Raw genomic sequence first — 2204 nt, forward strand, 5'->3', positions numbered from 1 at the left:
GCCCGTCTTCAAGACGATGCCATTACCTAGCGCAATATACGATCCGAGTTAATATATGCTATTTATATATAGCATGTTGGATATACATCAGCCGTCCAAATTGAACGCTTACGCTCTACCTGATCAAAAAATGTGCGCAAGATTCCGGACGTTATCGGCCCACCGCTTCCTCCGCGCCAACCTGCCCGCGCCATCAGATCCCAACCAGATGGCGCTGTTCTGATCCGACTCGGCCGGCGGTGTCACAACCTGATGCCGCCGGCCGAAAAGGCCCGTTCTTTGACCTCACGCAGCTGCGCTTTGCGCCAACGCTGGCGTCGCCGGCCCAAATGCTACGACATCCCTGAGAACCTTTTCGGATCTCAGCGTGGTAAACAGGCCCAAAAGCCTACGACGTAATTTACATCGATTCCTACGACGTCAGAAAAATCCGGCACATGTCAAAGGTCAAGGCGTGACGTCTTATGGCTGCCCTGAGAAGCTGATTGTAGAAAGCCGACCATCGACTTTCCCGTCCTTCGCGGCTGCGAGACGAACCACAACCGTGTCTGAAACGCGCTTCAGGGAGAACCACGCAAACGCCCCATCGAAAGCAGATTCCTTGTCGGGCAGAGACAATTTTAAGATCACTATAGCTCCAGCATACGTTGGATCCGCTTGGACGATACTTTGGTTAAAGTGTAAGTCAGGTAATATCCGCCAACTGTCCCGCTCGAAAGCCCGAGCGTCGCGTACATCGCTCGATGAGGATGTACATCCCAAATTGATGTACAAAATATCACCGACGCCGTGCTCGTACAGTCGAGCGCCAAAGCGACGTCGCGGCAAGCGAACCTCGCCTTGGTCGTTGGTAAGATGGTGCTCCGCCACTCTGAAATCGAATTCAGATTCGGGAGAAGGAATCCCTTTGATTCCCAGAAAATGCTGAACCCGCACCGTCTGGAAGAAACGATACACTCGAATTCCAACGATTGGCTTGTGTGTCGCCGCATCTTCAATTCGCAATGTCAAAGCCGGAGCCTCAATTTCCGAGCCCAAAAGAAGGGAACGGCCAAGCAGCATAGCAGCAATTAGAACTAACCCGTGAGGCTTCATTTTCGACAACCTCCGGCTGAAACCCCTTCTTGATATTTATTCAATATCGCGTTCGTCGCCTCGTCGGCTGCTTTCACGGCGTCTGGCCTATCCGGCATGTTATCAACTGTCCCGTCCTGCGCATGATAATATACGCCGGCCGCTTTTTGTGTGACGCTCGCGGTGTGTGCTGAAACATCCTGAGCCGGATGCAACGCTTTGCCGAGGTTCGACATCGCCAAGCTATGGAAGATACCCGAAAGCAGCCGACTGAAGAAACCGCCGCTTGCCAAATTGTCGGCTTTGGCTTGATAGCTAATCGCCTTGTCGAGATGAATCTGTGAGTAGGCGATTCGAGAGTCGACGGCTCCCGGTTTTGTGTCGTTCGTATTGAAGTGATAGCCTTGGTTGCCAACGACTGGCATCCAGCTCTTCCCTAACCAGACGCTATCCACGTTATTGTCGGCGCGCGCGATCCTCGCCGCATCTTGGTCCGAGAATCCGGCATGCGACGAAAGCTCTTTGGTGCGATCTAGATGGTAATCGGAGCCCCACAGCCCCAGCGGATCGGTCTTGCTGACGGGATTGTTGTCGAATGAAGCATACCAGTTTAGTCCGCCCCCGAAGCCGATGGGATCGGCGTTGAGGAACCGCATCAGCCGCGGGTTGTAATAGCGCGCACGCATGCAGATCAGTCCGTTGGTATCGGTCATGACGCCGTATTCCCCGTTGAAGAGGAACGGGGTGTCGGTGCTGCCGGTGCGCTCGGTGATCGTCCCGTAAGGCGCGTACCCGATCCGGTCGGTCACGTTCTGGCTGTCGTCGGTCAGGACCAGGGTGCTGCCGACTTGGTTGCCGTGGTACGTCCGGGTCACGCCACCGGATTCCTGGTACAGCAGTCCATGCCCGTACACGTAGTAGGTGGTCACGCCGCCTTTCGTCCGTCGCAACACCCGGGATAGCGCCGCATTGGGATCCACCAGGAAGCTTGCCGCGCCGGTGCCGGTCACGGCCGTCCGCAGGCCGTCCGGATTGTAGGTGTATCCGGAACCGTCGAACGACGTCAGCCGGTTGCGCGCGTCATAGCTGTAGGTTTTCATCGCGCCGCTCGGCGAGGGTCCGGTCGTCAT

2 protein-coding genes are annotated in these 2204 nt (G+C 55.8%); both read right to left on the reverse strand.

Annotated features, from left to right (window positions below; genetic code table 11):
- Nucleotides 1-462: 462 nt before the first annotated feature.
- Nucleotides 463-1062 carry a hypothetical protein gene (locus DB354_RS21840; protein ID WP_146180035.1) on the reverse strand — a complete coding sequence of 200 codons (600 nt, stop codon included), beginning with the start codon at nucleotides 1060-1062 and terminating at the stop codon, nucleotides 463-465.
- 29 nt (nucleotides 1063-1091) lie between these two features.
- Nucleotides 1092-2204 (reverse strand): RHS repeat-associated core domain-containing protein (locus tag DB354_RS00020; protein WP_107833381.1); only part of this gene is annotated, 1113 nt, incomplete at its 5' end.

It is taken from the genome of Opitutus sp. ER46, from assembly GCF_003054705.1.
Lineage (GTDB): Bacteria > Verrucomicrobiota > Verrucomicrobiia > Opitutales > Opitutaceae > ER46.

What these genes read in the sequence shown, in the direction of transcription:
- DB354_RS21840 (WP_146180035.1), bottom strand. Translation starts at nt 1,062, where the DNA reads ATGCTGCTTGGCCGTTCCCTTCTTTTGGGCTCGGAAATTGAGGCTCCG.